At 43.3% G+C, this 26321-nt stretch carries 23 protein-coding genes, 1 tRNA gene and 1 other RNA gene; 4 read left to right on the top strand and 21 right to left on the bottom strand.

Annotated elements, in window-relative coordinates:
• Window positions 1-99 precede the first annotated feature (99 nt).
• The 9 genes from AB3329_RS04790 to AB3329_RS04750 form a co-directional block, all read right to left on the bottom strand.
• Window positions 100-621, bottom strand: coding sequence for a YjbQ family protein (locus tag AB3329_RS04790; RefSeq protein WP_368394597.1), 522 nt, complete (start codon window positions 619-621; stop codon window positions 100-102).
• Window positions 618-1325, bottom strand: a complete 708-nt coding sequence (locus AB3329_RS04785; protein WP_368394596.1) for a triose-phosphate isomerase — start codon at window positions 1323-1325, stop codon at window positions 618-620. Before AB3329_RS04785 ends, AB3329_RS04790 begins: the two co-directional genes overlap by 4 nt.
• 9 nt (window positions 1326-1334) lie before the next feature.
• Entirely contained in the window at window positions 1335-2168 is an 834-nt protein-coding gene (locus tag AB3329_RS04780) for a class II fructose-bisphosphate aldolase (protein ID WP_368394595.1), read from the bottom strand.
• 42 nt (window positions 2169-2210) lie between these two features.
• Window positions 2211-3224, bottom strand: coding sequence for a PTS glucitol/sorbitol transporter subunit IIB (gene srlE / locus AB3329_RS04775; RefSeq protein WP_368394594.1), 1014 nt, complete (start codon window positions 3222-3224; stop codon window positions 2211-2213).
• Between the two features lie 27 nt (window positions 3225-3251).
• Window positions 3252-3770 (bottom strand): PTS glucitol/sorbitol transporter subunit IIC, encoded by a 519-nt coding sequence (gene srlA / locus AB3329_RS04770; protein ID WP_368394593.1) that lies wholly within the window; start codon window positions 3768-3770, stop codon window positions 3252-3254.
• A gap of 110 nt (window positions 3771-3880) precedes the next feature.
• Window positions 3881-4834, bottom strand: coding sequence for a sugar-binding transcriptional regulator (locus AB3329_RS04765; protein WP_368394592.1), 954 nt, complete (start codon window positions 4832-4834; stop codon window positions 3881-3883).
• Between the two features lie 42 nt (window positions 4835-4876).
• Window positions 4877-5236, bottom strand: coding sequence for a PTS glucitol/sorbitol transporter subunit IIA (locus AB3329_RS04760; RefSeq protein WP_368394591.1), 360 nt, complete (start codon window positions 5234-5236; stop codon window positions 4877-4879).
• A gap of 14 nt (window positions 5237-5250) precedes the next feature.
• Window positions 5251-5622: a transcriptional regulator GutM gene (locus AB3329_RS04755; protein WP_368394590.1), complete on the bottom strand. Its 372-nt coding sequence runs from the start codon at window positions 5620-5622 to the stop codon at window positions 5251-5253.
• 76 nt (window positions 5623-5698) lie between these two features.
• A complete protein-coding gene (locus AB3329_RS04750) occupies window positions 5699-6946 on the bottom strand; it encodes an NAD(P)H-dependent oxidoreductase (RefSeq protein WP_368394589.1) in 1248 nt (415 codons plus the stop codon).
• 704 nt (window positions 6947-7650) lie between these two features.
• Between AB3329_RS04750 and AB3329_RS04745 the strand changes: the two genes are divergently transcribed.
• Window positions 7651-7869: a hypothetical protein gene (locus tag AB3329_RS04745; RefSeq protein ID WP_368394588.1), complete on the top strand. Its 219-nt coding sequence runs from the start codon at window positions 7651-7653 to the stop codon at window positions 7867-7869.
• Window positions 7870-7985: 116 nt separating this feature from the next.
• Here AB3329_RS04745 and ffs read toward each other — a convergent pair.
• From ffs to AB3329_RS04720, 5 genes are all read right to left on the bottom strand, one after another.
• An RNA gene (gene ffs / locus AB3329_RS04740) (signal recognition particle sRNA small type) lies at window positions 7986-8082 on the bottom strand.
• Between the two features lie 61 nt (window positions 8083-8143).
• Window positions 8144-8617: a tRNA adenosine(34) deaminase TadA gene (tadA, locus tag AB3329_RS04735; protein WP_368394587.1), complete on the bottom strand. Its 474-nt coding sequence runs from the start codon at window positions 8615-8617 to the stop codon at window positions 8144-8146.
• Window positions 8617-9393, bottom strand: a complete 777-nt coding sequence (locus AB3329_RS04730) for an MBL fold metallo-hydrolase (RefSeq protein ID WP_368394586.1) — start codon at window positions 9391-9393, stop codon at window positions 8617-8619. The genes tadA and AB3329_RS04730 overlap by 1 nt, the downstream gene beginning before the upstream one ends.
• A gap of 153 nt (window positions 9394-9546) precedes the next feature.
• A complete protein-coding gene (locus tag AB3329_RS04725; protein ID WP_368394585.1) occupies window positions 9547-11988 on the bottom strand; it encodes an ATP-dependent Clp protease ATP-binding subunit in 2442 nt (813 codons plus the stop codon).
• A gap of 4 nt (window positions 11989-11992) precedes the next feature.
• Window positions 11993-12448 (bottom strand): CtsR family transcriptional regulator, encoded by a 456-nt coding sequence (locus AB3329_RS04720; RefSeq protein WP_067064395.1) that lies wholly within the window; start codon window positions 12446-12448, stop codon window positions 11993-11995.
• A 217-nt stretch (window positions 12449-12665) separates the two neighbouring features.
• Here AB3329_RS04720 and AB3329_RS04715 point away from each other — a divergent pair, with 217 nt between their 5' ends.
• Entirely contained in the window at window positions 12666-13130 is a 465-nt protein-coding gene (locus tag AB3329_RS04715) for a COG2426 family protein (RefSeq protein ID WP_368394658.1), read from the top strand.
• Window positions 13131-13270: 140 nt separating this feature from the next.
• On the opposite strand, the gene tsf is transcribed toward AB3329_RS04715, so the two are convergent.
• Together tsf and rpsB are read right to left on the bottom strand one after the other, a co-directional pair.
• Window positions 13271-14311 (bottom strand): translation elongation factor Ts, encoded by a 1041-nt coding sequence (tsf, locus tag AB3329_RS04710; RefSeq protein WP_067064399.1) that lies wholly within the window; start codon window positions 14309-14311, stop codon window positions 13271-13273.
• A gap of 99 nt (window positions 14312-14410) precedes the next feature.
• Complete coding sequence (gene rpsB / locus AB3329_RS04705) at window positions 14411-15187, bottom strand: 30S ribosomal protein S2 (RefSeq protein ID WP_368394584.1); 777 nt, start codon at window positions 15185-15187, stop codon at window positions 14411-14413.
• Window positions 15188-15414: 227 nt separating this feature from the next.
• Here rpsB and AB3329_RS04700 point away from each other — a divergent pair.
• A tRNA-Cys gene (locus tag AB3329_RS04700) sits at window positions 15415-15485 on the top strand.
• 209 nt (window positions 15486-15694) lie between these two features.
• Here AB3329_RS04700 and AB3329_RS04695 read toward each other — a convergent pair.
• From AB3329_RS04695 to treP, 4 genes are all read right to left on the bottom strand, one after another.
• On the bottom strand, window positions 15695-16819 hold the full coding sequence (locus AB3329_RS04695) for a Fic family protein (RefSeq protein WP_368394583.1): 1125 nt from the start codon (window positions 16817-16819) through the stop codon (window positions 15695-15697).
• Window positions 16820-16998: 179 nt separating this feature from the next.
• Complete coding sequence (locus AB3329_RS04690; RefSeq protein ID WP_368394582.1) at window positions 16999-18891, bottom strand: M13 family metallopeptidase; 1893 nt, start codon at window positions 18889-18891, stop codon at window positions 16999-17001.
• 222 nt (window positions 18892-19113) lie between these two features.
• Complete coding sequence (treC, locus tag AB3329_RS04685; protein WP_368394581.1) at window positions 19114-20745, bottom strand: alpha,alpha-phosphotrehalase; 1632 nt, start codon at window positions 20743-20745, stop codon at window positions 19114-19116.
• A 144-nt stretch (window positions 20746-20889) separates the two neighbouring features.
• Window positions 20890-22854 carry a PTS system trehalose-specific EIIBC component gene (gene treP, locus AB3329_RS04680; protein ID WP_368394580.1) on the bottom strand — a complete coding sequence of 655 codons (1965 nt, stop codon included), beginning with the start codon at window positions 22852-22854 and terminating at the stop codon, window positions 20890-20892.
• A 353-nt stretch (window positions 22855-23207) separates the two neighbouring features.
• Between treP and treR the strand changes: the two genes are divergently transcribed.
• Window positions 23208-23918, top strand: a complete 711-nt coding sequence (treR, locus tag AB3329_RS04675) for a trehalose operon repressor (protein ID WP_067064417.1) — start codon at window positions 23208-23210, stop codon at window positions 23916-23918.
• A 200-nt stretch (window positions 23919-24118) separates the two neighbouring features.
• Here the strand turns inward: treR and AB3329_RS04670 are convergent, their stop codons facing one another.
• Window positions 24119-26284, bottom strand: a complete 2166-nt coding sequence (locus AB3329_RS04670; RefSeq protein WP_368394579.1) for a peptide cleavage/export ABC transporter — start codon at window positions 26282-26284, stop codon at window positions 24119-24121.
• Between the last annotated feature and the right edge of the window lie 37 nt (window positions 26285-26321).

Below are 26321 nucleotides of genomic sequence, written 5' to 3'. Positions count from 1 at the left end.
ATTCTCAAATATGAGAATTTTTCTATGGCTTTCAGAAGAAAAATCCGGGAATAAACATTCCCAGATTTTTCGATTTCTATTAAAAACAGCACCAGCCTGTTATTCTCCAAACACTGTTACCTGACAGGTTCGCGTACGGGCGCGTGTTTTATCATAATCAACAAAGTAAAAATATCCTGTGCTGCCGACACCCAAATCACCATTGCTCACATCAGCTAACTGACTGGAACCGACCATAGTTGCCTTAAGGTGGGCATCACCGTTCCATAAGGCTGTGCGGTCGCCGCCTGGCAGGTAAGCTGCAGCATCAGGCCAAGATTCAACTGCCTGATAATGAGCCTCCCCGGGATAGATGTAGCTGTCGCTCCCTGTGTGATCCGGAATAATCTTTGCCAGAACCGTATTTAAATCAGCCTGCAGTGATTCATCGCCGTCTGCAGTATAATCGTGTGCAAATTCTTCAAAGAAGACTGCGCAAGTCGTATGGGGAGAAATCATCGCCAGCAGGCCGTTTTGAATACCGCTTTCCTTGATAATATCTCGAAGTTTCTCTGTAATATTAACATAAGTAGCTTTTCCAGCTTGTGTTTCCACTGAAAACCTTGCTTTATAACACTTCATTGACTGCTCCTTTCTGAATGACCGGCCTCAGAGGCTGCAGCCACCATATCAGCCAGCATTTGCTTAGGGTCTGGTGCTGCTGTAATTCCACTGGTACAGCCGGTCCCGTCAGCTCCCAGTTTAATCACATCAAAGACATCTTGTGCACTTGAGATACCTGCTGCCTGCATAATCAGTGTTTTAGGTGAAACAGCTTTAATAGCATCATTAGTAGCTGTAATATAAGAAGCATCACTGGTATTGCCTGTCCCAATCAATTCTGTTGGTTCACACAGGATAATATCTGGCTTAAGGGTTGCAATGGCTCGTGCTTCCTTAAGAGAGTCAGCACAAACAATTGTCACTATATCCAGTTCGTCCGCCCGTTCCATAGCTTTAATGATTGCTTCAAACGTCAGCGGCCGCTCGGCATGGTTCAAAAACGTCGCAACAGCCCCTGCTTCTTTTACTGCTTCAGGCAAAACATGTCCCATTCCGCGTCCGGGTTTAATGCCATCTATATGCTGCGCTGTCACAATTACTCTGTCAGTTATGCCTGCTACACGAGAAAGATCTGCAAAAGGACAGGTAATAAAAACTGAAACATCTGGGTGGGCAGCAGCGGCTTTCTCAGCAGTCTGGGCCATAGCAATTAAATCCTCGCCGTATAAGTAAGACTTTGGATTAAACATAAAAAACGGTGCTTGAACTTTTCTTTTACCCATAATTCTCTCCTAAATTTTTTGTGTGCCGAAAACATCAAAATAATGATTCAGCACAGCAGCCATAGCTTTTTCAGCTATCTGCTGCAAACTGATATAATCTTTTGGCTGTGTTTTTGCTATCGCTTGGTATGCTTCAACAATAAAGTCAGTATAGATATTAATCTTAGTAATCCCTTCTCTGGCACAGCGGCTAAGGTTTTCATCTCCCGAAGACGAACCGCCATGCAGAACTAGCGGTACATCAGTTAGAGCAGCAATTTCATGGAGCCGTTCAAAATTAATCTTGGGACTACCTTTATAAACACCGTGGGCAGTTCCAATAGAGACTGCCAAAGAATCGACATGAGTCGCAGCGACAAATTCTTGTACTTTATCAACCTCTGTGTAAACAGACTCTGTAAGCTCATCGGCTTCAGAAGTCTCATTGGCTCCGACATGTCCCAGCTCTGCTTCAACGACTACACCGTGATTATGGGCATAACGAACCACCTGCTGGGTAATGGCAACATTTTCAGCAAAGGATTTCTGTGAAGCGTCTATCATGACAGAGGTAAATCCCAGCTCAATCGCACGCTTGATAAACTCCATATCCTCCCCATGATCGAGGTGCAGTACAACTGGTACTGAGACAGCCTCAGCAAAATAATTACCGATTGCTGCAGCTTCTTCTAATGGTAATATTGCGCTGTGAGACTGGGCATAAGCCAATAGAAAAGGAAGCTGGCGCTCTTCTGCTGCGGCAGCATAGGCTCTTGCCGAATGAGAATCAATAAAATTAGCATGTGGAACAGCAAACCGCCCTCGTCTGGCTGCATCATATAATTGTTTTGAATCAACTTTCATTAGATTCCCCTTTCCAACTCATAGACTGAACAGTGTTAAAATTTAATACATACCGATACTGAACACCCAGCCAATAACAACAGCCAATGCCCCTGTTACCACACGGCTGTATAAGATGGCCGGAACACCGACAGAAACAGTTTCCGGTTTAGCTTCTCCTAAAGAAAGGCCGACAGGAATAAAGTCACAGCCGACTTGAGCGTTAATAGCAAATAAAGCAGGCAGAGCATAGCTAACCGGAATCGTTCCGCGAGCAATCTGTGTTCCAATCAGCACTCCGATAACTTGAGCAATCACGGCACCGGGGCCAAGCACTGGGGAAATAAACGGAATACTGCAGATAAAAGCTATCAGGATAAAGCCAAACACCGACCCTGATAGGGGCTCCAGCAAATTGGCAATGATATTGCCTACACCAGTATAATTGATAATACCGATAATAGTACTCATAAAGGCCATGAAGGGAATAATATTTTTTATCAGCATATCAACAGTATCACGCCCCGCTTGATAAAAGATTCCCATCACATTGCCGATACCGCGGGAAAAACGGACAATAAAGCTGTCGCTTGCAGCCTGCTCAGCCTCATGATTTTCTTTGCTGGCTGCATATTTTTCTTGAAAAGTCTCTTCAGTCTTCGTCTGGGATTCTTCTGCGGAAAACAGTTCCGCACTCTCGTTCTCCTCCTGTAATTCTACGCATTCAGGTGTAACGCCGGATACGAAGTTTTCCTCTGTAATATGTTTTGATAAAGGCCCTGATGGAGAGGACGGCAGGATATCCAATGTCAGGATATTCTTCATAGGGTAAACACCAATCCGAGCTGTACCGCCGCAATCAATAACCGCAGCTGCAATTTCGCTGTCAGGTACCGTGTTCTTAAACCCATCTATGGCTTCTCCTCCTGTTAAATCTGCGACACGCTGAGCTACTGGATGGATTCCCCCGCCAGTTACAGAAACAATTTTATTTTTGCCGGGAACAGGCTGAATCAGCAGACCCTTGCCCCAGCCATTATCACCAGGTCTGACAAATGCTGTCTTAAATTCTGTCATCTTTTCTTCCTTTCTAAATGGTTTTTCTTAGGCAGTACGCTTCGTCAAAAATTTAGTCATCCGTTCAGTGACAATCCCCCGAAGCAGAATAACAACCAGGCCGGCAAGAAAATACCGTACCGCTAGGCTCCCTTGAGAATAACCAGCTTCAACAACACCATTGGCAATACCAAGAAAAACAAACAATTCTCCTGCATTAGCATAAGGAAACAGACCCGTTACAGGGTGCACCATACTGACAGTGGCATCATAAAAAGCCGGTTTTTCTTCTTCCTGCAGAAACTGCCCGAATGTGTATGCCATAGGATTAGTCAAAATCAAGACAGCCAATAGAGGCATCAGACTATAGCGCAGCACCGTATATTTAGCGCTAGCTCTCATAAATTGATTGACACGTTCACGGCCAATAAGAGCAATAAGGGCATTAGTAAACGTCAACAATGCCACTAGCAAAGGAATAATACCGGTCAGATAGCTGACGAACTGCTCGCCCCCAGCTTGAAAGATTCCAATAAAATTTTCGCCAAACCATTCTATATAATTCATTTCTCACTCTCTTTCTTACTTACTCATTTGGTAAGCGTTTGCAATATATTTTTAAAGAATGGGACTGAGAAAAACTCAGCCCCATTCATAAAATCTCTCAGCGATGATACTTAAACACCTGCCAATATAGCCTGTGCTGTCACATCTGTTGTAATAAGGATATCCAGCATCTGGTGTTCCAGCCCAACTCTAATTGCACCCGCCTTTTTTTCACCGTAGGCCAGCACAAGTCTTGACGGAATTTGGCGCAGCTCTTCTAAATTAAGCCCCATAACACGCTGGTTTACTTCCAAAGCAGGAGCCCCTTTGGCATCAAAAAACTGTGAATTGATATCGCCGATAATTCCCAAAGACTTGAAGCGCTTGATATCTTTTGAATTAATATAACCCGTAACAGCCATTGTGCTTTCTTCCTCCAGCGGAGCCATACCCAGAAGAGCAAGATCCACCTGCTTGCTTTCATTTAAGACAGAAGAAATGGTTGCATCTTGTTCTAACTCTTTTTTTAAAGCTACACTGGAAACCATAGCAGGAACATAAAGATAGTGGGCTTCAGCCCGCATTCTCTGAGCCAGCGTCTGAACAATCTGGTTGGAATGGAGGTAAAAGTGCTCATTGCCCATACCGCCAATCAAAGGGTAGACATGGAGCTGTGAATGATTGGTATAAGGGAAATAATCGATTGCATGTCGCAAGGTTTCCCCCCATGATATCCCCAGACGCTTAAGTTTCGGATGTTTCTTGAGATAAGTTTCAAGATATTGAGCTGCAGCTCTGCTAACTTTGCGCTTGACTTCCACCGCTGTTAGACCCACCGTATCAATGACTACAGCATCCTGCAGCTCATAGGTCTTTTCTAATTCACGTTCAAGTTTTGTAGTAAAAACCGACGGGCTGTTGATAAATACTTCAACAATCTTAGCTTCTCTGGCATCAATAAGCATTTTAGATACCAGAGAGCGTGAAACACCGATTTTCTTAGCAATCTCAGCCTGTGTCATGCCTTCATCATAGTACATGACCGCAACTTTTACATAATCTTTTTCAGTATAATTATCCATCATATGCCTTCTTATATACAGTATATGAGAATTATACCACATTTGCTATTCATTGATAATCTGGATTGAATCTCCTGCTTTAAGTTTTGGGAAAACAACAGGGCGGGCCGTAATTGAACCGGGCAGAATATCGCTGTTGCCTTCCCGGAAATAAATGGCAACATGCCCTAATTCCTCAAAGTTAGCATTGGCTGCACTGCCGACTTTTGTCACTGTGTATGTCTGCTTTCCCATAACAAGGCGGGTTCCTGTTTTGAGAACATTTTTCTGATTTGCCTGATAATCATGAATAACAGAAATCATTCGCAATTCTGGCGGGGCAGACTCACCAAACAGAACAAGAAGCATTTCTTCTGCAAAATCAGGAACCATTTCTCCGATTTCAACAACCTTAAATTCCGGCATTCCTTCAACTCCAATCATTTGTATTTAGTAACCAGATTAGCCAGGGCTCTGGTTTTTGCTGTTTGTTTTTTTGCTTCAGCAACTGCTGCCAAACATTCATCTAAAGACAAACCGACAATAGCATCATAAGGCTTGAACCGTGAAAAAACCATGACGCCGTCTAAATAATAGGCTTCTGATATCTTTTTTTCACCATTGTAAATCACGACAAGAACATGCGATGATAAACCTGTTTTGATAATTTCTGAAACAAGACGGAAGCCCGGCCTATCCTGATACTTGTCCAATAGCCGCCGCATAAAACGCTGATAATACCGCAGCTGGTAGAGACTGAAAATAAGCTGTAAAAGTATAACAAGTGTCAGGATAATAACTAAATTGGCCATCTGTGTCTCCTTTTTTTACCAAGTCCAATATATTGCCTTATAAAAGCAGATAGGCGGGCCTGTAAAAGCTGCATCATCAGCCGAAAGTTTCATCTTGCAGTTTACGCAGTTTATAGACAGTTGTTGTCTCATCAATAGCGATATCATCATCAGTCAGGAAAGTCCCGTCTTTAATATTGCGTTTAGCGACAGAGGCACCGCCTACAAGACCGATGGGGATATGATGGTGTTTGCGCGTGTTACTGTGGCTTTCAATAACACCGCGAACACAGTAGCCTCCGATACCATCAATCCGTTCACCGGCCTTAATGTCACGTTTAGCAACAGCTACCGTTTCGGCTACAGGAGCTCCTAAAGGAACGATGGCATGATCATGTTCTAGAACTGCACGTGCTGCTGTCAGCGGTGTTTCTAAGCTGCATAAATGATAAGGACGGTAGAGGATATGGTGATCGCGCTCACCAACTTTCATAAGGTAGTTCATCTCGTGCTTAACACCGGCATTTTGCCCTTCAACAATGACAAATACACCCGGAGCAATACCATCAACATACTCTACAACCCCGTAATGATTCAGAACACCACCTTTGTCTTGTAAATCCAATTTCACAATTGTCTCCTGAAGATCAGCAGAAATGCCATGCATCCCTGTCACGTCAGGCACAAAACCAATAGCATTAGCCAAAAGGTTCATCTCAGCCATTGTCTTGGTGCCATCCTGAAAAGCAGCCAACATATGGGCATTCATCTGTTTGGATGCAGCTTCTTCGGCTGCTGTATCCGGATTAGCACTGACTCTCAAAGCATTGTTTTTACCTTTCCCTGCGACAAGGACATTCATGCCCATACTCTTAGCAAACTCATAAAGCTGGGCAGTCGCAGCCGGTTCGTCACCGTCTGAACCCGTATAAACAAGCCCTGCAGCATCATACATTTTTTTCATCAAAGGGCCGATGGTAATATCCACTTCAACATTGAGCAGAACCAGATGCTTTTTGGCAATCAGAGTAGCTAAAGCTATCTTAGCACCAACCTCAGGAACACCTGTTGCATCAACAAGAACTTCCACATCATCAGAATCAATGATTTCCTTAAAATCTGTACTGGTTAAAATGTCAACAGGCTCATTAGCAGAAGCATTGTATGCCTGCGCCGCCTTCTGAGCATTTTCCAGCCGAATGTCACTGATTCCGCGAACTTCCATTCCTGGAATGGTCGACATCTGCGAAACCATGCCAGTTCCCATCTGTCCGGCACCGATAACTCCAACCTTAATAGGGTTGTGCTGCGCTTCACGTTCTAACAACTTGCCATATAATGTCATAACTCCCCCCCTTCTGTCATTTGACAATATATTTACCATTTGTTACGAAACATTGTAAACGCTTTTTTGGCATTTGTCAATAGTTTTGTCAAATGTTTTATAAATTATTTTTTTCACAAATGCTTTCGCTAAAATCTGTGCTTTGTTTGACATCCCATAGCTTTATGTTCACCAAAAATACCTTCTTTGAAACAGGTTTCTTTTCTGATTCAGAGAAATACCAAACAAAAGCGGCCCCTTTATGACAAAAATAAAGACAATATCAATGGAAACTATGGGATATTTTTACTTTTTAAGCTTTGAAAAGGGGCGCTGATATAACTGCACTGCTTAAAACTACGCAAACTATTGACTATAGCCCGTTTTTATGTAAAATAACAATAGAGAAGGCAGTCCCTGCAAATAAAAAGAAAAGCTTTCGGTGAGCAGTAAGCTGAAATGTCATATTAATGATCAACTTATGATACTTAACCAAAAGCTTCTTTGACTTGTTAAACAGGGGCAGCAGCCTATCAGTTAATGAATTAAAACATGTTTTGAGGTGAACAAACAATGAAAGACGAAAAACGACTTAATATTTTGCTGACTATCAATGTTGTGCTGTCACTTATTAATCTTATCATCAGTTTTTTGAAGTAATGTCTTCTTAGCGCTTTAAACACTGATTCTTTGCAGTAACTAACTTTAACAGGATTTCTTCTTAAATGACAGAAGCAAGAGTCATTATTTTAAGAGGTAATAAAATGCCAGTAAGCGAAGCACAACAAAGAGCGAATCAAAAGTGGAAAGAAAAAAATAGAGAGCGTACTAACTACCTAGCCAGCAGAAACTCTGCCCGGTCTTTTATCCGTACAAAAGCGACTGCCGATGATTTGGCTGAACTTGAAGCCTTGATAGCCGAGCAGCGAAAAAGTATGAATTGAATTTAATAATTAAGTACAGTTTTATGCACTTTGCGGCCCAATGCCCCTTTTTTGCCCCTTTTTGGTATTATAAACACAAATAACCCCTTTGAAACGTTGATTTCAAAGGGGTTGTTGTATATAGACAAAAAGAGCACACAGCCTAACTCGCTTAGGGCTGCTGGATTCCTCCCCTGACCCACTTCACGCAAGACTGTTGCTCCACTGTTTATTATATCACTTTCTGTAACTTCTGCCAAGCCCCTGAAGTTCAGGCAAACAGCCGACACGGCTTTCACTGCTTAGTGCGCCTCTGTCTGAAAAAATCCTGCATCAGCTGAGCACATTCCGCAGCCAGGATCCCGCTCTCAAGACTGACACGGTGGTTAAGCCGTTTGTCCTGCAAAACATTATAGAGACTGCCTCCCGCTCCAAATTTTTGATTTTCTGCACCGTAAATAACCTGAGGAATCCGGGCAAGACCGATAGCTCCGCTGCACATTACACAAGGTTCGATTGTAACAAAGAGTGTACTGTCCAGCAGCCGCCAATTGCCTTCATGGCGGTTGGCTGCATTAATAGCCATAATCTCAGCATGCATTACAGCCTGATTTAATTCTTCCCGGGCATTGTGGCCGCGTCCAATAATTTCTCCCTTTTTGACAATCACACAGCCAATCGGGATATCTTCTTTGGCTAGAGAAAGGCGGGCTTCTTTAAGCGCCTCCTGCATAAAATAGGTTTTTTCTTCCTGTGTTAAGTCCGACATTACAATTTCCCTAAGTCCCAAAACTTGTGCGGTTCTGCCAAATCAACCGAAACACCTGGGGCATAATCTGCCGCCTGCTGACGCAGAAGTTCTAAATGGTTATCCGACTCTGTGTTTTCAGGACCGAACTGAGGCAGGTGGGTTAAAACCAGTTTCTTAACTCCGGCCTGAGCCGCGATTTCCCCAGCCTCCTTAGAAGTCAGATGGGCAGGGTGCCTTTCCTGACCTGCGTAAAGATAGACATCCGCTAAAAAGAGATCGGCTCCTGCAGTAAATGGGAGCAGCTCTTCAAAATAGCCGCTGTCTCCGGTAAAAACCAGTACCTGACCGCTCTCACGCTCCACAATACGCATGGCATAGCAGACAACCGGGTGTACAGTCTTAATAAAACTGATGGTAAAAGGTCCAATTGTTTCAGTCCCGTTCACATCATAAGCGATTCCTTGGGAAACACCTTCTAAAGTCAGTTTTGCAAACTCTCCTTCATCTTCATCGTGTCCATAAGTTGGCAGAACTCTAGGCTGCCAGAGATTTTTGGGATACAGCTGGCGGTAATGGCGAAGAACACCTAAATCAGCCACATGATCCGGATGGTAATGGCTGATGATGACAGCATCCAAATCCAAAGGACTGATTTCCTTTTCAAGCTCGTTAAGAGCACGGCTCCCAACATCCATCAAAAGCTGAAAACCATCTTCTCCAGTCAGCAGGTAAGAGGTCGTCCCTTGATTCTGGTAGGGATAACCTCCCCAGCATCCTATTGTTGTTAATTTCATAGCAGTACCTTCTTTGCTTTTCTTAGCTTTATTATAACAAAAAAAGGACCGTCCCAAAATAAAAAGCCTTTAGAAAGAAACTTTCCAAAGACTTATCCCTGAGACTAACCCCTAAAACTCACCATATATCCCTGAAGCAGGTCAGCTGTTTTATCAAGCAAGAGCAAATGCTAATTTCCCTTTAGAGAGGCCGATTTTAACAGTCCTGCCGCTGGTTACCTCGCCTGAGAGCACTAACTCAGACAGCCTGTCTTCAACTTGGGTCTGCAGCGCTCTGCGCAGAGGCCGGGCTCCCATTTCACTATCATAACCATCCTGCGCCAGATACTTCAAGGCAGAAGGCTGGAATTTAAGAGTAATTCCTTTTTCTGCCAGATTGCGGATAAGAGGGGACACCATAATCTTAACAATTTGCCGCATGTCATCCTGACTCAGGCTGTGGAAGACCACTGTTTCATCAATACGATTCAAAAATTCAGGACGGTAGGCGTGTTTGAGCTCTTCCAAAATCCGGCTCTGCATTGCTTGATAGTCCTGACTGACCGACCTTGCCCCAAATCCGACAGTCTTGTCATCACGCAAGGCAGTTGCTCCTAAGTTGCTGGTCATAATGATAATGGTATTGGAGAAGTCGACCTGACGGCCGCGGCTATCTGTCAGCATGCCATCATCAAGAACCTGCAGCAAAACATTAAAAATATCCGGATGGGCTTTTTCCACCTCGTCAAAAAGGAGGACCGAATAAGGCTTGTTGCGGACTTTTTCAGTCAGCTCTCCGCCTTCTTCATAGCCAACATAGCCGGGAGGTGCCCCGTTGAGCCGGCTGGCTGCAAATTTTTCCATATATTCCGACATATCAAAGCGAATAAGAGCCGACTCATCATCAAAAAGAACCTGTGCTAAAGCTTTGGCCAGCTCTGTCTTCCCAACACCTGTCGGCCCTAAAAACATAAAAGAACCAATGGGACGGCGGCCAGTCCGAATCCCAGACTGGTTGCGGCGAATAGCCCGGCTAATGGCTGAAACAGCAGCATCCTGTCCAATAACTCGCTTGTGCAGCTCTTTTTCCAGATTAAGATATTTTTTGCTGTCAGCCTGAGTCAGTTTTTCGACCGGAATTCCGGACAGCTTGCTGAGTGTACTCATAATATCATCTTCTGTCACCGGTGTAGGCTCCAGCAAATGAACGGCTGCAGCCTCTTTTAAATGCTGTGAAGCTTTTTTGAAATCTCCTTGCAGAATCGCTTCATCAGCAGGAGTTAAGTAGGCAGGCGCTTCTTTTTTGACCATGTTTTGCACCTGTGCGCTCGCTTCGTCCAACAGGTCAATCGCTGAATCAGGCAAATGTTTTCCTGTCAAATAGCGGCGGGCTGCTTTAACCGCTGCCAGAGCAGCTGCATCTGAAATAACGACATTGTGATAATCTTCGTAAGATTTCTTGAGTCCAAGCACAATCTCATAAGCTGCCTCTACACTAGGCTCTTCAATTAGTACTCTGGCAAAGCGCCGGGACAGAGCCGCGTCCTTTTCGATATGCTTCTGATATTCCTCTTGGGTTGTGGCGCCAAGTGTCCGTAGACTCCCCCGTGCAAGAGCAGGTTTAAGGATATTGGCTGCATCAAGCGTGCTGTCAATCCCACTGCCAGACCCCATAATTGTATGCAGCTCATCAATAAAAAGAATAATGTGCCCATCTGCTTCAATATCCGCAATGATTTGGTTCATCCGTTCTTCAAAGTCCCCGCGGAAACGTGTCCCGGCAACCACACTCATCATATCCAGCTCAAGAACTTTCATATCCTGCAGTTCATACGGAATGGCTCCGCTTACGATGCGCTGAGCTAAGCCGTAAGCAAGGGCTGTTTTCCCAACTCCGGCATCACCGACTAGGACCGGATTGTTTTTCGTTTTCCGGCTGAGAATCTGTACCATACGGGAGATTTCCTTTTCCCGGCCGATAACAGGCTCCAGCCGCCCTTGGCGGGCCATTTCTGTCAAATCGCGCGTGAAATCAGAGAGCTCGCCTGCTGTTCCCGGCGGCTTCATCATATCAGAAAAACTATTGTTCGGCCTTGCTTTTTTAGGCTTACGCAAACTATGGATAGCCTTAAGATCTTCTTTGGTGAAGCCTGCCTGTCTCTCTAAAGATTTACGTAAATCCAGTAAACGGACAGATTCGCCATCATCCTTCAATTTGAAGCCGACTATTTCCAAAAGTCGGGTAGCAAGGAGATCCATATTCAGCAGCATAGCAAATAAAACATGCTCTGTACCGATCTCTTTGGCTCCAGTCACCTGACTGATTCCGTCAGCCGTCTGCAGCAGGCGCTTTAAAGCCGGAGACTGCTCTATAAATTCAACTTCCTCTACTTGTTCTCTAGGAATTTTTCCAAGAGCCAAAATAGCAGCAGCTTCGTATTCCTCCAGACTGACATCAGCTTCATACTCCGCAAGACTGAGACCTGCAACAGAATCAGGAGTAAAAGCCATGGCCAGCAAGATATGCCAGCTTTCAAGATATTGGCTGTCATAACGTGCAGCCTGATAGAGGGCCAGTCTGAATACTTCCTGCATTTTAAACGAATAATTACTCATTTCCTTACCCTTTTCTGTCCAATCTTTGTAAAATTTTACGCAGCATCCGGGCACGAATCTCCGGACCCTCCTGGCCTAAAACATCATCAGATGATGTGGCCAAAATAATCTGACCTTCCCGCCTGCTGATAATCTTTTCTTCAAATAAGAGCTGAATCAAATCTGTAAAGACTTGTTCACTGATCCGATCACCAATAGTAGCCAACAAACTGCCCAGCATCTGGTGCTGATCAGAAAAACAAACTTTTTCAATACGAATGTAGCCGCCGCCGCCCCGCTTACTCTCAACAACATATCCGCGGCTCTCAGTGAAACGGGTTTTGATAACATAATTAATCTGACTGGGAACAACACGGAAGGCATCTGCTAAATTAGAACGCTTTATTTCAGCAATCCCTGATTGAGCCAATAGTTGTTTGATATATTCTTCAATACTATCAGACGTATTTTTTGATGCCATGGTATTACTTCCTCCCAGCCGTTTGACTATAACTGACTTTTATTATACCAAAATTTACAGTAATTTAAAATGAAAACCGTTTATTTCATCTGGGCCTGTCTGAAAAAGCAGAAAAGACCGTATCTGCATTGTCTCGCTTATTTAAGGGGCTTTTAGTTGAGAATATTCACCGCTTAGGATAAAATGGAACATGAACGAAAAGAAAGGTCACAAGTTCATGCATTATTTTATTACATTTCTCATTTCAATGGTCCCTCTAATTGAGCTCAGAGGCGCTGTCCCTTATGCAATTGCTGCGGGTATCCCCATGTGGCAGGCTATCACAATCGGTGTTATCGGCAATATGCTGCCGGTCCCTGTTATCTTTTTCTTTGCTCGCCGTGTCTTAGAATGGGGAACAGATAAGCCTGTTATCGGCGGCTTTTTCACTTGGTGTTTGAAGAAAGGCCACAGCGGGGGGCAAAAGCTGAGCAAAGCAGCCGGAGAAAAAGGACTCTTCTTGGCCCTGCTCCTCTTTGTTGGGATACCTATTCCAGGAACCGGTGCCTGGACCGGAACCTTGGCAGCCAGTATTTTAGACTGGGACTTTAAACGCAGTGTTGTCGCGGTTATGCTGGGGGTTATTCTGGCAGGCTTTATTATGGCCTCACTTACTGTACTGGGGCTTTCAGCTTTCCTGTAACTAAAAACGGTATTAAAAAGCACCTAAAATTGGGGCTGTCCCCAGCTTTAGGTGTTTTTTTATTTGAAGTCAGAAAAATAAACAGTTCACTCAGCCCCAAAAAAACTCTTACGGGACTTGTGCCTGTAAGAGTTTTTTTATCAGCTGTTCAGGGCTTCTGCCATGGTTGCAGCAACTTCTGATTCAAAGTCATTAGCAGCTTTTTCGATACCTTCTCCGACTTCAAAACGGGCAAAGTCTACAACTTTAGCATTAACGGAATCTAGGTAAGCTTCGACCGTCTTACTGTCATCCATGATATAAACCTGAGCCAGCAAGGTATATTCTTGGTCAACCTTAGTGTTATCAAGCAGAAAGCGCGCCATCTTGCCGGGAATAATTTTATCCCAAATTTTTTCAGGTTTGCCTTCAGCCTGCAGTTCTGCTTTGATATCTGCTTCAGCCTGAGCCAGCACATCATCAGTCAATTCAGCTTTTGAACCGTATTTTAGGAGCGGAAGAGCTGGCTTGTCAACCAGTGCCCGGCTTTCATTGTCCTGTTCAATCTTATGATTCATTTGGGCCAATTCATCGCGGACAAACTGTGGGTCCAATTCCTTATAGGATAAAACTTTTGGTTTCATCGCAGCAATATGCATGGATACTTGTTTAGCCAAAGCTTCGTCACCGCCATCAAGCACACTGATAACACCAATTCGGCCGCCATTATGCTGGTAAGCTCCGAAAGACTGCCCGTCAGTTTTTTCCAAAAGTGCAAAGCGGCGGAAAGAAATCTTTTCACCGATAGTTGCTGTCGCATTAACATAGGCTGCTTCTAATGTTTCACCTGAAGCTGTTGTCAAGGCTAAGGCCTCTTCATTATTAGCCGGTTTGCCTTCAGCAATAACTTTGGCTGTTTCATTAACCAATTCAGTAAACTGCGCATTTTTCGCTACAAAGTCCGTTTCAGCATTCACTTCTACAACTGCTGCAACATTGCCGTCAACATAAACACCGGTCAAGCCTTCAGCTGCCACCCGATCAGCTTTTTTAGCCGCCTTAGCCATTCCTTTTTCGCGGAGCAGCTCGATGGCCTTATCCATATCACCATCGGTTTCAACCAATGCTTTTTTGGCATCCATGACACCGGCGCCGGACTTTTCACGCAATTCTTTTACAAGGGCTGCAGTAATATTTGCCATTTGTGGTTTCCTCCAAAAATTAGTTCCTTTTATAAAAAAAGGGGCAGAGCAGTTTCCCTGCTGCCCCTTTTGACGATACAGTCTGAATACTGTTTTGTCTTATTCGTTTGTTCCTTCAACAACCTCAACGATGTCTTCAATCGAATCAGCTTGAGTATCCGCCTGTGCTTCAGCAAAGTCAACTTCTGCATCTTCACCTTGGCGGCCTTCAATAACAGCATCGGCCAACTTAGAAGTAATCAGTTTAACAGCGCGAATCGCATCGTCATTAGCCGGAATGATGACATCGATATCATCAGGATCCGCATTAGTGTCAACCATAGCGACAACAGGAATACCCAGCTTTTTAGCTTCCTTAACTGCAATTTGTTCCTTATGCGGGTCAACAACATAGATGACATCCGGAATCCGCGGCATGTCTTCGATTCCGCCCAAGAATTTTTCCAGACGAGCCCGCTGTTTGTTAAGAAGAGCCACCTCTTTTTTTGGAAGGACATCAAATGTGCCGTCTTCTTCCATTGTCTTAATTTCTTTAAGACGGGCAATTCGTTTTTGGATAGTATCCCAGTTGGTCAGCGTTCCGCCCAGCCAGCGATGGTTAATATAAAACTGTCCGGCACGTTCTGCTTCTTCTTTAACAGCATCAGCAGCTTGTTTTTTCGTTCCTACAAAAAGGATAACTGCATCATTAGCTGCTGCATCACGGACAAAATCATAGGCTTGGTCAGCTAACTTTACAGTTTGCTGCAAGTCAATAACATGAATCCCGTTACGCTCAGTAAAGATGTATTTTGCCATCTTAGGATTCCAGCGGCGTGTTTGGTGGCCGAAATGAACACCGGCCTCAAGAAGTTGTTTCATTGAAATAACTGCCATGAGTATTTCTCCTTTAAAAATGTTTTTTGCGGCAGATTAATCCTGCCTGACCTCTTTCAGATATCTTCTTGCAGGCCCACTCTAAAAGAGCAACAGACCCACAATCCATCTAAAATGAGTATTTGCTGTTCATAACAGCCTTTTTACTATATCAAATTTAAGAAAAAAATGCAAGGGGTAGTGGCTTGACGAATCACTTTTTTTAAGGTAGAATACTACTTATCTACGGCGGTATAGCCAAGTGGTAAGGCATGGCTCTGCAAAAGCTTGATCGTCGGTTCAAATCCGTCTACCGCCTTAAATCGGCGACTTTATCCCTATACTACAGTTTAAAAAGCCTGATTTTACAGGCTTTTTTATTTTGTATTAGGATAAATCAGCATAAAAATAAATTTTATTTTGGACAAGTCCCAACCTATTCTGAACTGAACCAAAAAAAGTTAGATTTTTATGTCTAACTTTTGGAGCTTTTATTATGAAATCAAGATATAAAGATAACTTGACGATTTAAGAACTTGAAATAACTCTGATTAAGTCATAATTGTAGTATGGAATATTTCTTTTAGCAGCGTTGTCCTTATCTAGCAACTTCTTTTCAACAAGATATTCAAGCGACTTCTTGACGGTAGCAGGATGATGTCCAGTTAATTCGGCAAGTTGTTTTGGTGTTGCTACAGGCAGATTAAATGTGCTTAACCAAACATCTTTTTGTGCCTGAGTTTTACATACTTCCAAACCATTTCTAGCATGTTTATCAGCATTACCTATTTTCTTAAGAATATTAATAGCCATTTGTTCACTAGCATTTAAAAACAACATCAACCATGGGTTCCAATCTGGTGTATCACCTCTGACAGCATTTAACGCATTATAGTATCGTATGCGTTCCTTTTCTAATTCTTCACTAACAAAAAAAACGGGATAATCGAGCAATTTTTCTTTAACTGCCATCAAAGCAATTAAAATTCGACCAAGTCTGCCGTTTCCATCTAAGAATGGGTGAATAGACTCAAATTGGGCATGCACAACTGCTATTCTGAGCAGAGCATCACTATTATAATTAATATATTCGTTTCCTTCGTCAATTTTTAAACTTCTATGCGGCTCCCCATTAGCAAAAAATTCTAAGTTAGTCATATAATCAGCAATTTCATTTGCGCTAATAGGTATATATGATGCATTTTCGATTTTATTATCTGGGCCAATAAAATTTTGAACTTTTCTAAACTCTCCTCCGTCTGCTGTTGTTCCTCTTGCTTCATCGGACATAAGGATTTTATGTAATTCTTTTAATAAACGCGTACTAATGACATCTCCATCACGAATACTTGTGAACCCCTCATCAATAGCCTGTTTATAGTTTAACACTTCTCTTTGTTGCCAATTTTTAGCTCCACTCCTAGATGACTCCATAATTTCATGGAAAGTTACCTGTGTTCCTTCAATCCTAGTGGATTGAACCGACTCATTATAAGATAACAGGCTTAGAATTGAGGTATTAACAACAGAAGAAAGCAAAACAGCGTCAAGCTTCCCAAGGGTTTTATTAACTTCGGCGAGTCTTTTATAAAGTGATAATGCATCTTTTTCGTTCATTTTTACTGGAAGTTTATTAACACCTTTTACTGCCATTATAGAACTCCTTAATATATTTTTGTTAGATAAATATATTATATGCTTTATTAGTATAAAAAACAATCAAAAATATATTAAAACCAAAAAACCTGTTAAGTCAGGTTTTTTTATTTGTATAAAATTATAAAAAAATCAGGTTTTTGTTCAGAGGCAGCCACAGAAACAGACTGATAAGTCTACCAAATGATGACACGGTCTTGCGGAGCCCGCCACATCCCATCGCCTTCTTTTACACCGAAGGTTTTATGAAAATCCTCAAAGTTAGTAACGGTTATATTGGTTCGCCAAGCTGCTGGTGCGTGGACATCAACTGCAGCCAGCATTTGCATGTATTCCTGACGGGCTTTCATTCGCCAAATCGTCGCAAAGTTGATAAAGAATTCGCGGGCGGAGAAATCCTTTTCAGCCTTGGCCGCTTCTAAGGCACAGGCTAAACCGCCGAGGTCAGCAACGTTTTCTGATACAGTCAGTTTCCCATTGACCTTAGCCCCGTAAGAATTCAGGCCGTCAAACTGCTCAACAACCCGATCTGTCCTTGCTTCAAAGGCTTTGTAGTCCGCATCTGTCCACCAGTTGTTAAGACTGCCGTTTTCATCAAATGAAGCGCCGTTCGTATCAAAAGCGTGTGATATTTCGTGCGCGATAACTGCACCGATGCCGCCGTAATTGGCTGAAGAGCTCTGTTTTAGTGAATAAAACGGAGCTTGCAGAATGGCTGCCGGAAAGACAATCTGATTTTGCTGGGGATCGTAGTAAGCGTTGACCATATGCGCTGGCATATGCCATTCATCGCGGTCAACCGGCTTATTCCACTTACTCCAGCTGTAGGCAATGGAAATTTTGGCCAGATTCTGAGCATTTTCGACCAAGCTCAGCTCTTCATCAATGATTTTTTGCTCATAGGTTTCCGGCAGTTTTTCTGGGTAACCGATATGCGGCCTGATGACATTGAGTTTGGTAATCGCTTTTTCCCGTGTCGCTGGCGCCAGCCAGTCCGCTGTTTCTAAGCGGGACTTATAGACTTCAATCATGCTGGCTACCTTTTGTTCCACATCAGCTTTGGCCTGAGGCGAAAATTTTTCACCGGCATACCACAGTCCCAGAGCCTGATTATAAGGCCCTTGTGCCAAGTAGAAAGCCGCTTTTTTCTTGTCCTGAGCTTTAGGTGTTCCTGATAAGGCACGGCTGTATGTGCCGGATACAATCCGAATATCATCAGTCAGATAGGCATTAAAGCTGGTTGCCGCACTGTGAACCAGATAAGCTTTGAGCAGATCCCAATTATCTTCTGTATAGAAATCAGCTGCAGCCTGCCAGAAACGCTCTTCCGGAACAATAATCTGATCGGGAATCCGGCCCAGAATCTGACTGAAGAAATCATCCAAAGGAAGCTCAGGAACCAGTTTTTTAAAGTCCTCCCAAGCATATGGACGGTAGAGCTTGACATATTCGGAGCTTTCTTCACTGGAGAGAACTAAGCGGGCCAGTTTGGCATCCAAGGCAATAATCTTATCCAGCATATCTTTGATTTCTGCTTTTGAAAATCCGAATTGCGGCAGAAGTTCTTCTTGTGTCTGCCTCCAAATAGCAAGAAGCTCACGGCCTTTCTCATTATCTTCAGCATAATAACTGGTATCCGGCAGAATAATACTCGGTGCTTCAGCCCATAAGACATTCATCTGAGCGTTCATAAAGTCAGGGGCTACGCCAAAAGGCATCAAGTTAGGCTGACCAGCCAATTCATATTCTGCCAACTTTTTTGTGAATGCTTTGAAAGAAGAGAGACTCTTGTATTCTTCAATCAGAGGCAGAACAGGGCTTACCCCTACCTCATCACGCTTAGTATAGTCAGCCGTCATCCGGTGAAACTTGATAAAATTCTGCAGGATCGTGTTATCAGGAAGCTCCTTGCCGGCTAACCAGCGGTCGGTCGTCTCCAGCATCAGCTCTTCAATCTCATCTGCTAAGTCGGAAAAGCCGCCCGTACGCGGTTTATCATCCGGAATTTTAGCTGTTTTTTCCCATTCGCCGTTCACGGCTTGGTAAAAATCGTCTTGATAGTTTGTCATAACTTACTTGCTCCTTATATTGAAAACCAGCTTGTCTTTTATTCCGCTTTTCTTAAACTAAACCTTATATTCATGGACTTAAAGGCAGCAGAAAAATCTGCTTAAAAATCTGAGAAAAGCAGCAAAACATCATTGCGCTGCTTTTTTGTAACTCCTTACATTGTACCAAAAAAGCCTAAGAAAAGCATTTCTTAGGCTGTTCATTCTTCTGAAGTTCTGCTTTTATGGTTTCTTGGCCAAAATCGCTAAAGTCTGATAGGGCTTTAAGGTCAGTTCCTTGTCTAAAGGCTGTTTAGCATAATTGCTGAGCAGAATCTCCCCATCCTGATAGGCGGCAGAAAGCTTAATTGTAGCCTCTTGAGCAAAGAAATTATTGACGACCAGCAATCTGTCAGAACCATGCAAACGTTCAAAAGCATATACCCTGTCACTTTCCTGATAGGCCGCCCGATAAGTGCCCTCAGCGATGATAGGCAGGGTTTTACGCAGATGAATCAGTTTTTGATAGAAAGGGAAAATCTTCCCTGTTTTTTCTTTTTCAACATTAATCTCGGCGTAAGTTTTTCCGACTTTAAGCCAAGGGACAGCATTGGAAAAGCCAGCATTGCGGCTGCTGTCCCACTGCATAGGCGTCCGGGAGTTATCCCTTGATTTGGCTTTGATAATGGCAAAGGCCTCGTCCTGAGGTTTTCCAGATGCCAGCAGCTCTTGATAAGCATTGAGACTTTCCACATCTGTATAATCTGCCATAGAGTCATAATCTGGGTCAAGCATGCCGATTTCCTCACCCATATAAATATAGGGTGTTCCACGCGATAGGTGAATACTGGCTGCCAGCATTGTGGCCCCTTCATTGCGAAATTTTTCAACATCAATGAAGCGGTTAAGAGCCCGCGGCTGGTCGTGGTTATTCCAAAATAAAGCATTCCATCCACTGCCTTGACTCATGCCCTCGCCCCAAGTATGAAAGAGTTTTTTCAATTCTATAAAATCAAAGGGCTTGCGTGTCCATTTTTGTCCATTCTCATAATCCACTTTAAGATGGTGAAAATTAAAAACCATATCCAATTCGTGGCTGGAAGGATTGCTGTACTGCACACAGTTTGGTATATCTGTAAAACTCATTTCACCAACGGTTATCCCGTCTTCATCTTGGCCAAATGTGGCTTTATTAAGCATTTGCAGGTAGGTATGATTAACCGGCCGGTCAGTATATTCCGGTTTGCCGTCAAAATCCGCATTGTCCTTAAGGACTTCATCCTTGCCGATTAAGTTGATCACATCGAAACGAAAACCTTTTACGCCTTTACTGCGCCAAAAATTAACGACTTTAAAAAGCTCCTCACGGACATGAGGATTGCGCCAATTAAGGTCTGCCTGCGTTTTATCAAAAAGATGGAGATAATATTTCCCTGTTGTCCCAAAAGGGGCCCAGGCATTTCCTCCAAATTTCGACTGCCAGTTGGTTGGCTCGTCCCGCAGAATAAAGAATTCCTGATAAAAACGGTCGCCTGCCAGAGCTTTTTGAAACCATTCGTGATCTGTCGAGCAGTGATTCAGCACCATATCCAGCATTATCTCAATTCCATTGTCCTTGGCCTGCTGGGATAATTCTTCAAAATCGGCCATTGTCCCAAACAAAGGGTTAACGGCTTTGTAATCAGAAACATCGTAGCCGTTGTCACGCTGAGGACTGGGGTAAAAAGGATTGAGCCAAATCACGTCAACTCCCAGCTCCACTAAATAGGGCAGCTTTTCAATAATACCGCGTAAATCGCCAATTCCATTGCCTGTTGTATCTTTGAAGGACTTTGGATAGATTTGATAAACGACTTGTCTTTTATCAAAACTCATTGTTTCCCCTTTCTTTTGTCTGCCTGGACCTCAAGGTCCCCTGTTAAATTCATCAGAAAAACTTATAGTAAAAGCAAAGACGGACAAATCCTCGGTAAATCTGTTTTGTCCGTCTTCTTTACTTAATCAGTAGACTCTTAATCCTTAGATTTTAGTAGCTGTCAGCAAATCATCGCCCCTCTTGACTGTTTGCGGCAAATCAAGAGCTGCATCTGCCTGAAAATCATTCTGATTGGTGACAATAACAGGTGTTTCAACCACGTAGCCCGCTGCCTTAAGTTGTTTGATATCAAAACTAATCAGTCTGTCGCCAGCTTGAACGCTGTCGCCCTGTTTAACATGAGCTGTAAAACCTTGGCCTTCCAAATTGACCGTATCCATACCGATATGGATTAATAGCTCCAGCCCTTGAGCTGTCACTAAACCGACTGCGTGTTTGGTCGGAAACAGAACGGATATCTCACCGTCTACCGGAGCTATCAGCTCACCCTCACTAGGGTCAATGACAATACCTTGTCCCATAACACCTTGGGCAAAAACAGGGTCCGTTGCTTCAGCCAAAACTTTAGCCTGGCCTGCCAGAGGACTTTGAATAGCAATCAGTGTCCCTTTAGGAGACTCCGCTTCTGCAGCCTGAGCCAGCGCCTCTGCCTGAGGGGCCTTGACCGTTTGGTCTTCTGCTTTAGTGAAAAAGCCTGCTTTGCGGAAAAAGAGCGTTAAGGCAAACGGAACAACAATCGCAACCAGCATCAGCAGAGCAAAGATTCCCATATAGCGTGCCTGAATGGAAAGAATCCCCGGAAGTCCCCCGACACCGATAGCGTTAGCTGTCACATTGAATGTTGTTGATAGAAGACCTGCAATACCAGAGCCAATCATTCCGGCTATAAAAGGATAAACATACTTCAGATTAACCCCAAAGAGTGCCGGCTCTGTAACACCAAGATAAGCAGAGATACTTGCCGGCAAAGCAATCTGTGCCTCACGCTCATCGTGACGGTTCATCCAGTAATAAGCTAAAACAGCTGAGCCTTGAGCAATATTGGAAAGAGCAATCATTGGCCACAGTACCGTACCGCCGCTGTCAGCAATCAGCTGTGTATCAATGGCATTAGTCATGTGATGGAGCCCAGTAATTACCAGCGGTGCATACAGTGTACCGAAAATGGCACCGAACAGCCATTTGAAGGAACCGGTCAAGCCAGCAAGAACAATCGTAGAAATCCACTGTCCGATAACCCAGCCGACTGGCCCTAAAACCGTATGAGCCAAAATCAAAGCGGGAAGCAGAGAGAGGAACGGCACAAAAATCATCGAGACAACTTCTGGGATAACTTTACGCCAGAAGCGCTCCAAGTAAGCCAGAGACAACCCAGCAAGAAGAGCAGGAATAACCTGAGCCTGGTAACCAATTTTGTTAACTGTGAAAAAACCAAAATCCCAAACCCAGTCCTTAGCAATTTCTGCAGCCGGTGTGCTGGCTACATTATAAGCATTAAGCAGCTGATTGGGTGAAATCAGACAGATCCCAAGAACGATTCCCAAAATCTGTGATGTCCCCATTTTACGGGAAACAGACCAGGTAATACCGACCGGAAGATAATGAAAGATAGCTTCACCCGGCAGCCAGAGAAAGCTATTAACGCCGCTCCAAAACTGCGATACTTCAACAATGGTTTTACCATCCAAGGCTGACCAAGCCACACCCTCAAGAATATTTCGGAAGCCCAGAATCAGACCTCCGACAATGATGGCAGGAATAATCGGCGTAAAAATTTCAGCCAGCATAGCTACTGCACGCTGGACAGGATTTTGCTTGCCCGCAGCAGCAGATTTAGCCGCCTCTTTGGATACCCCTTCAATACCGGAAACAGCACTAAAATCATTATAAAAAATCGGAACATCATTACCGATAATGACCTGAAACTGTCCGGCATTTGTAAATGTTCCCTTGACAGCAGGAATTGCTTCAATCGCCTGAACATCAGCCTTGCTTTCATCATTTAAAACAAAACGCATCCGAGTCGCACAATGCGTCACTGCTGAAACATTCTCTTTACCCCCGATTGCTGACAGCAAATCGCGGGCCTCTTTTTCAAATTTTCCCATAATAACTCGCTAGAACAACTAGCCCTCCTTATTAAAATGTGAGAAGCGGGAACGAACTGCCTAGCAGCTTATGCCCCCGATACTGCGGACAAAATCACCGAAAATAAGTTAACTCCCTGTCACCTCCCTAAAGAGAGACTCTTTCAAGATGAGTGACGGACCTAGGCATCATCTCAGTGTTTCCCCAGCCACCTATTTTCTTTTTGAAATCCTATGCACATGTGATTTATAACTTGATTGTAATCGATTGCAAATTTGTCTGCAAGTCGTTTGGAGCAATTTAGTCCTTTTTTTGTTAAAATAAAGTGACTTGTCTGCTTATTTCAAAACAACTTAGCAAAGGAAAGCAATTAATGAAAAAATACGAACAGATTTATCAGCAGCTGGAAGCTGACATTCTAAAAGGCTCTTATGCGATTGGCGACTATCTCCCCAGCGAAGCCGAACTGGCTGCCGCGCATAGCGTCAGCCGCGATACCATCCGCAAAGCACTGGCACTTTTAGCTGAAAACGGCTTAATCAAAAAAAAACACGGCTCAGGCTCGCAGATTATCAAGCATGAACCGATTAATTTTCCTGTCTCAGCGCTGACCAGCTATCAAGAATTAGTCGAGCGATTAGCCATCAATTCCCGGACGAATCTGATTGCTATTGATAAACTGATTGTTGATGAAAAACTCGCCCTTTTGACCGGTTTTAAGCGCAACAGTCTCGTTTGGCGCCTAATCCGCCAGCGTATTGTTGATGATGTCGCTTCTATCTTAGATATTGATTATCTCAGCAAAACAATTGTCCCTGAAATCAGCCGAACAGCTGCTGCCTATTCTATCTATCACTATCTGGAAAAACAGCTCCTACTGGATATTGCCTATACAAAAAAAGAAATTACGATTGACCAGATTACTGACCGAGATAAGCTCTTGCTGGATATCGGCTCAGAACACCATGTCGTCTCCGTTAAGTCCAAAGGATACCTGAGAGACGGCCGGCAATTCCAATTCACAGACAGCCGCCACAAATTGGATAAATTCCGTTTTGTCGACTACGCCCAGCGCAAACGATGAAAAAGCAGCTGCACCTGTCCTATTCTCCATGATGACAGGCTAAAGGCTATAAAGCCAGCTTCATACATTATAACTATTTTTTATCCTCGAAATTTCCCAATTAATAGTAAACCAGCAGTTTACAGCCTTATTTTGCAGCGATTCAAACAGACGATCTCCACCCTGTCATATCATACTCTCAGCAGAATGGCTGTATCCGCCTAATAAATAGTCTGCCACATTTTGTGATAGACACCCTTCTTTTGCCATAATTCCCTGTAGCTTCCTATTTCAACTATCTGACCGTCCTCCAAAACAGCAATGCTATCACAGCTTTTAGACAAAGGCAGGCTGTGTGTAATAAAAATTATCATTTTCTCCTTTAAAGCCAAAAGTTCCTCAGTGATAGTTTTTTCTAAAAAAGGATCCATCCCGCTGGTCACTTCATCAAAAATATAAATTTGAGCCTCAGATAGCAAGGCTCTAGCAATGGACAGACGTTTCTTCTGACCGCCTGACAGATTAGCTCCACCCTCTTCAACCATCGTTTCAAACCCCAATGGTAAACTTTGAATATAATCTAAAATTTGCGCTTTAGCACAGGCTGCCTTTATTTCTGATTGCGATATCTGCCTTTTTTGTCCAAAAATTAAGTTATCATAAATACTGCCGTTAAAGAAAAATGTTTCCTGAGGCACATAAGTGGTGACTTTTCGCAGTGAGTCACTACTAATAGCTGTCACGGGCTGATTGTCATAATAAATCTGCCCGCTTTGAGCCTCATAAAATTTGACTAATAGTTTGGCCAGAGTTGACTTCCCCGATCCGCTTGTCCCAACTAAAGCCATTTTACAAGCCCTAGGGATTTTCAGCGTCACATTCTGCAAAATCGGTGCTTTAAGATTATAAGAAAAAGTCACGTCTGAAATAGTAATTTCTTGTTTTAAATCTTCAATAGCGGTTTGATTAGGGAAACTGCTCTCCGTCTCCACAGCTAAAACTTCATTAAGCCTCTTACTGGCTACCTGAGCTTCCTGCAGTTTAACCTGAAGATTAACAATATTCTGCAGAGGAGTTATAAAGAAAGTCAGCAAAGCATTATAGGTAATCAGCTCTCCTAAATAGATATCTTGATGCAAAACATAAATGGCCCCCAGCCAAACTACCAATGCACTGGTCAGTAAATCAGTCAGCGTTTTTAAAGCCATTTGGCTATTATTCAGCCGATCGGCTTTTTTCATCTTTTCCATCAGATCACGCAGGCCCTTCTCTATCTTGCTGCCAATATAATCCTCACTCTGATAAGATTTAACTGTTTCTATCCCGTTTAAACTTTCAATAACATCTGAATTCAAAACTGCTGAAGCCTGCATCTCCTTTTCACTGGCCTTTTCAAACCATTTGCTGAAAAAAAGAATTGTCAGCAAATAAACCGGCAAAGACAGGCAAGTTATTAAAAACATACTTGTATTTTGTATAAATAAAACGAAACCCACTGCTATAAACATACTAACATCAAGAAAAAGAGATAGAGCAGCGCTGGCTAAAGCATCAATAATCCGGCTGCCATCTAAGAAGCGCGAAATAAGATCTCCTGATTTACGGCTGGAAAAAAAGGCAGCAGGTAAATGAATAAGGTGACGGAAATAAGCCAGAATAATCTCTAAATTCAGCTTCTGTCCTAAATTGAGCAGCAAATTGTCTTTAATCCATTCAAACAAGGTGCGAAAAATATAGCTGCAGACTAAACTGATAGATAATAAGTTGATCAGGCTCAAATTTTGTTGAGGCAGAACATTATCAATCATTTCCTGAAAATAGTAAGAGCCGCCGATACTTAAAAGAGTGACCGCTAAAGATGCTAAAACAGCTTGCAGAACTAACTTTCTAAATCGCAAAAGTAAAGGCAGGAAGGATAAAAGACCTCCAACCTGTTCTACATGTGCCTGATAGCTTTCATTAGGCTGAGCTAAAATGAGGGCGCCCGTCCAAACCTCAGCGAAAGAATCAATACTTTGCCTATATTTTCCTTTAGCCGGATCAGCTATCAGCAAGTCGGACCCATTCTTGCCGTAAACCACTACATAATGAAGAGCAGATTTATCAGTCAGTATATTGGCAATTAAAGGATAAAAAAGTTCCGAGTGTCCCCAAACTCTGTCATCTGCTTTCAGGACCAGACAATCAAAACCTAAGGCCTCAAGTCCTTTTTTCAAACCTAAAGCAGAGACCCCCTCACGGTCAGTTCCTGTCATTTCTCTGAGCTGATAAAGAGGTCTGGCCGATCCGTAATAGTCTAAAAGCATCTGCAGGCAGGTCACCCCGCAGTCCATTTGTTCCTGCTGCTTAATCGCTCGAATTCTTTTTCGGTTTTTTCTAAACAACACAGGATTTCCTTTCTATTTTAAATTCTTCTTTTCTATT

It is taken from the genome of Streptococcus huangxiaojuni, from assembly GCF_040930515.1.
Taxonomy (GTDB): domain Bacteria; phylum Bacillota; class Bacilli; order Lactobacillales; family Streptococcaceae; genus Streptococcus; species Streptococcus huangxiaojuni.
Note: the sequence above shows the minus strand (reverse complement) of the source record. Positions and strands in the feature narration are given on the sequence as shown.